The sequence below is a fragment of the Streptomyces sp. SM11 genome (assembly GCF_002910905.1).
In the GTDB taxonomy this organism is placed as follows: Bacteria; Actinomycetota; Actinomycetes; order Streptomycetales; family Streptomycetaceae; genus Streptomyces.
In genome coordinates this window covers 1-5,074 of the sequence record NZ_NEUE01000056.1, presented here as the reverse complement: position 1 = coordinate 5,074, position 5,074 = coordinate 1, and the positions used below count along the sequence as shown (strand labels likewise).

The 5,074-nt window shown below is 74.8% G+C and carries 5 protein-coding genes; all 5 read left to right on the top strand.

The annotated features are described in order from the left end of the window. Window positions 1-1,059, top strand: a 1,059-nt coding sequence (locus B9S58_RS03555; RefSeq protein WP_103530690.1) for a peptidase, incomplete at its 5' end; no start/stop codon positions are given. A gap of 90 nt (window positions 1,060-1,149) precedes the next feature. Then, on the top strand, window positions 1,150-1,920 hold the full coding sequence (locus tag B9S58_RS03550) for a GntR family transcriptional regulator (protein ID WP_103530689.1): 771 nt from the start codon (window positions 1,150-1,152) through the stop codon (window positions 1,918-1,920). A gap of 141 nt (window positions 1,921-2,061) precedes the next feature. Continuing rightward, window positions 2,062-3,186: a TIGR03364 family FAD-dependent oxidoreductase gene (locus tag B9S58_RS03545; RefSeq protein ID WP_103530688.1), complete on the top strand. Its 1,125-nt coding sequence runs from the start codon at window positions 2,062-2,064 to the stop codon at window positions 3,184-3,186. 5 nt (window positions 3,187-3,191) lie between these two features. Then, window positions 3,192-3,905, top strand: a complete 714-nt coding sequence (locus B9S58_RS03540; protein WP_103530687.1) for a phosphonatase-like hydrolase — start codon at window positions 3,192-3,194, stop codon at window positions 3,903-3,905. Continuing rightward, window positions 3,902-5,014, top strand: coding sequence for an ABC transporter ATP-binding protein (locus B9S58_RS03535; protein ID WP_103530686.1), 1,113 nt, complete (start codon window positions 3,902-3,904; stop codon window positions 5,012-5,014). Before B9S58_RS03540 ends, B9S58_RS03535 begins: the two co-directional genes overlap by 4 nt. Window positions 5,015-5,074 lie beyond the last annotated feature (60 nt).

Here is a 5,074-nt window from a genome sequence, read left to right as displayed (position 1 = left end):
GCCGGCGTCGCGGTGCCCGCGGCGCTCCTGGGCGGCCCGCAGGCCGCCGCCCTGCCGGACGTGCCCGCCCCCGCCTCCTTAGCCGCCGATGAGCAGCCCGCCTGCGGTGACCCGGACGCCAAGGAGTTCCCCATCGAGGCCCGGATCCAGGACGCCCCGGACCGGTACGCCTCCGGCGGCGGTTACGGCACCTGGTTCCTCGACCTCACCAACACCACTGACACGACCTGCCGGGCGCTGCACCCGGTCCTCGTCCTCTCCGACCGCGACCGCGGGCTGACGTCGGACCAGATCCAGCTGGAGTTCTCCGAGCCCGGCCGCCCCGGGACCGAACACCGGGTCACCTGGGAGCGCACCGACCGCGACGAGCAGATTGGCGTCTTCGGCGGCGAGGAGGGCGAGGCGGTGGAGGAAGGCGAGGAGGGCGAGAGGGCGGCGTCGAGCAGCGCGGGCGCCACCGGCTCCGGTGAGGCGTTCCTCGGGTTCACCGTTCCCGCCGGAAAGACCGTCTCCGTACGCGTCCGGATGGCCTTCACCTCGGACACCGGCCCCGGCCCGGTCACCGCCCACGCCGCCGTCGTCCAGCGCCGCCACCAGGACAAGGCCAAGGGCGGCGGGCGCGAGGACGGTGAATGGGTGGGGGAGTCGGAGGAGTACCCCTTCGTGATCGTCGACGGCGCCACGGGCGGCGTCCGCGAACCGGAACGCCCCCGGCCGGAGGATTCCCGGTCGGACCGTCCCGACCCCGAGCGCACCGACCCCGAGCGCACCGACCCCGGGGCCGGCACCCGCACGGAGCGGCCCGGCACCCCCGACGGCTCCCGTACGGACCCAGGCGGGGACCGTGACTCCGGCACCCGGCCGCCGGGCCGAGGGGACGACGGCGGCGAAGAGCGCCCCGGACTCCCGCCCCGCGACGGACCGGGCCGCCCGCTCCCCGAACTCGCCCGCACCGGAACGGCGTTGCTGCCCTGGACCGGGGTCACCGCCGGGGTGTTCCTGCTCGGCGGGGCCGCCCTGGTGCGACACGCCCGCCGGGCCCGCCGCGCCACCGGCTGACAGGTGGCTGCCGGCCCGCCTCACGGGGCCGGCGGCAGCCGGAGCGCTCCCCGTACCGGCCTGTTCACCCGCATCTGCAACCATCGGGCCGTGGACTACCCGAACGACCAGGCACCTGGCGCACCGATCCGCTCCGGCATCCCCGAGCACGGCCGTATCCCGAAGTACTACGCGGTCAAGGCCCGTATCGCGGTGCTGCTGGACGAGTTGGGCGAGGGCGGGCTCCTGCCCACCGAGCGGGAGCTGGCCCAGCGGCACGAGGTCTCGCGCGAGACCGTCCGGCAGGCCCTGCGTGAACTCCTCCTGGAAGGGCGGCTGCGCCGGCAGGGGCGTGGCACCGTCGTCGCCGGGCCCAAGCTGGAGCAGCCGCTCTCGCTGGCCAGCTACACCGAAGGCGTCCGCCGCCAGGGCAGGCGGCCCGGCCGCCACCTCATCGGCCTGGACCGCTTCCCCTGCCCCGAGGCGCTCGCCGCCGAGATCGCGGTCGAGCGGGGCGAGCCGGTCTGGCACCTGGAGCGGGTGCTGCTCGCCGACGACGAACGCGTCGGCCTGGAGAGCACGTACGTCGGCGTCGCCCGCGTCCCGGACCTGGACACACGGTTCGACCCGGACTCCTCCTTCTACGCCTACCTCCGCGACCGCCTCGGGATCGCCTTCGGCGACGCCGACGAGCGGATCGAGACCGTCCTCGCGACTCCCCGCGAGGCCCTGCTCATCGGGACCCCGCCCGCCCTGCCGATGCTCCTGATCCACCGGCTGTCCCGGGACACCGGCGGCCGGCCGCTGGAGCGCGTGCGGACCCTGTTCCGGGGCGACCGCTTCTCCTTCTCCGCCCATCTGCGAGGCGAAGGGCAGGGCTGAGAGGGCACGCACCACCCGGTCGCCCCACCGCCCCACTGATAACGAAAACGTAACGGGTCTGGTCCAAACTTGCGGGGCCGTTCACCGCCCCGTCGGTGACCGGACGTGTGCGGGACACCCGTCCCGAGGAGCGTGGCCGTCGTGAGAGTCATCGTCGTAGGAGCCGGCGTGGTGGGAACCATGCACGCCTGGCACGCAGTCAGCCGCGGCCACGAGGTCGTACAGATCGAGCGCGAGAGTGAGGCGCGCGGGGCATCGCTCCGCAATTTCGGACAGATATGGATCAGCGGGCGGGCCGGTGGCGAGGAGCTGGAAACCGCCCTGCGCGCCCGTGAGCTGTGGGAGTCCATCGGGGAGCGGGTGCCGGGACTCGGCTTCCGGGCCTGCGGTTCGCTCACCCCGCTGCGTACCGCACGCGAGGTCGCCGTCGCCGAGGCGGCGCTCGCCCGGCCCGACGCGGCGGCGCGCGGTCACAAGCTGCTCACCGCCGACGAGGCCCGTGCGCTCAACCCGGCCCTGCGCGGCGCGTTCACCGCGGCCCTGTGGTGCGAGCGGGACGCGGCGGTCGAACCCCGAACCGCCCAACTCGCCCTGAAGGAAGAGCTGCTGGCCTCCGGGCGCTACACCTACCTCGGCGGCCGCGAAGTGCGGGACGTCGTCGGTGCCGCCTCGGTGCGCGACGACCACGGCGACGTCCACACCGGCGACGCCGTGATCCTCGCGACCGGCGCCTGGCTCGGCGGGCTCGTCCGCGAACTCGCCGGGCCCGAGCTGCCCGTGCGCCGCGTCCGCCTCCAGATGATGCAGACCGACCCGCTCGGCGAACCCCTCACCACCTCCGTCGCCGACGCCGACAGCTTCCGCTACTACCCCGCCTACCGGGGCGGGGCGCTCGACGCCCTCAACGCCGGACAGCCCCAGGACCCGGTCGCCGCCGAGCACCGCATGCAGCTCCTCATGGTGCAGCGGAGCGACGGCGGGCTGACCATCGGCGACACCCACGCGTACGAGCACCCCTTCGCCTTCGACACCGTCGAGGAGCCCTACGAGCACCTCGCCCGGGTCGTCGAGGCCTTCCTCGGCCGCCCGCTGCCCCGCGTCCGCCACCGCTGGGCGGGCGTCTACGCCCAGTGCACCGACACCTCTCGCGTCGTCCACCGGCAGCAGGTGCGCGACGGGGTCTGGCTCGTCACCGGGCCCGGCGGGCGCGGCATGACGTGCTCGCCCGCCATCGCCGAAACGACCGCCGACCAACTGGGCTGGTGAACCACATGACTTCAGCGACACCGATCACGGGCCACCTCTTCGGTCTCGTCGTCCTCGACATGGCCGGGACCACCGTCGCCGACGGCGGCCTCGTCGAGCAGGCCTTCTCCGCCGCAGCCCAACGCCTCGGCGTACGCCCCGGATCCGACGAGCACGCCCGCCAACTCGCCTACGTGCGCGCCACCATGGGCGAGTCCAAGATCTCCGTCTTCCGGCACCTCTTCGGCGCGGAGGACCAGGCCCAGCACGCCAACCTCGCCTTCGAGGAGGCGTACGGGGAACGCGTCGCCGACGGGCTCGTCGCCCCGGTCCCCGGCGCCCGCGAGGCCGTCGAAAGGCTCACCTCCGAGGGCCGCACCGTCGTCCTGACCACCGGCTTCGCCCGCACCACCCAGGACGCCATCCTCACCGCCCTCGGCTGGCAGGACCTCGTCCCGCTCACCCTCTGCCCCGCCGACGCGGGCGGCCGGGGCCGGCCCTACCCGGACATGGTGCTGGCCGCCTTCCTGCGCACCGGGGCCGTGGCCGACGTCCGGCGGACCGTGGTGGCCGGCGACACCTCGTACGACATGCTCAGCGGGGTACGCTCCGGCGCCGGGATCGTCGCCGGGGTCCTCACCGGCGCCCACGAGAAGGACCAGCTGACCCGGCACGGCGCGACCCACGTGCTCGGGTCCGTCGCCGAGCTCCCCGACCTCATCGCGCGGGCCGAGACGTGAGCGCCCCGGCACCCGCCGCGCCCGTCCCGGGCCGGTCCGCCCCCGCCGCCCCCAGCGGCATCCGCTTCGACGGCGTCACCGTCGCGTACGGCGGGAACGTCGTCCTCGACCGGCTCGACCTCACCGTCGAACCCGGCGAGGTGATGGCCCTCCTCGGACCCTCCGGCTCGGGCAAGACCACCGCCCTGCGCGCCGTCGCCGGCTTCGTCCGGCCCGCCTCCGGGCGGGTGTTCCTCGGGGACCGGGACGTCACCGCCCTGCCCCCGCACCGGCGGGGCATCGGCATGGTCGTCCAGCAGTACGCCCTCTTCCCGCACCTCAAGGTCAAGGACAACGTGGCCTTCGGGCTCAAGGCCCACCGCACCCCGAAGGCCGAGATCCCCGGCCGGGTCACCGAGGCCCTCGAACTCGTCGGCATGGCCGCGTACGGCGAGCGCCACCCGCGCGAACTGTCCGGCGGCCAGCAGCAGCGCGTCGCCATCGCCCGCGCGCTCGCCATCCGCCCCGGCGTCCTGCTCCTCGACGAACCGCTCTCCGCCCTCGACGCCCGGCTCCGCTCCGGCATGCTCGCCGAACTGGCCCGACTGCACCGTGAGTTGCCGGACGTCTCCATCCTGTATGTCACCCACGACCAGGTCGAGGCCCTCACCCTCGCCGACCGGATCGCCGTCATGGACCGCGCCCGGCTCCAGGACTGCGGCACCCCCGAGGAGCTCTACCGCCGGCCCCGTACGGAGTTCACCGCCTCGTTCGTCGGCAACGCCAACCTCCTCCCCGTCACCGTCACGGGCGACGGTGGCGTCGACCTCGGCGGCCACCCCCTCGCCGTCCCGACCGGCACCGCGGCCCCCGGCGCCACCGCCACCCTCTGCGTCCGGCCGCACCTGGTCGGCCTCGGCGACGGGCCCAACGCACTCACCGGCAGCGTCACCGAGGTTCAGTGGCGCGGCTCCACCCACCGCGTCCACGCCGACGTCGACGGCCACCACGTCATGGCCGACCTCCGCGAACTGCGCGAGCCCCCGGCCCTCGGCGACCCCGTGACCGTGCACTTCGCCGCCGAGGACGCGGTGCTGCTCCCGGCCGGAGCGGCCGGAGTCGGCCCATGAGCACCGTCCCCGCCACCGCCAACGCCACCCGCAGCGCCGTCAATGACCCCGCCGAACCCG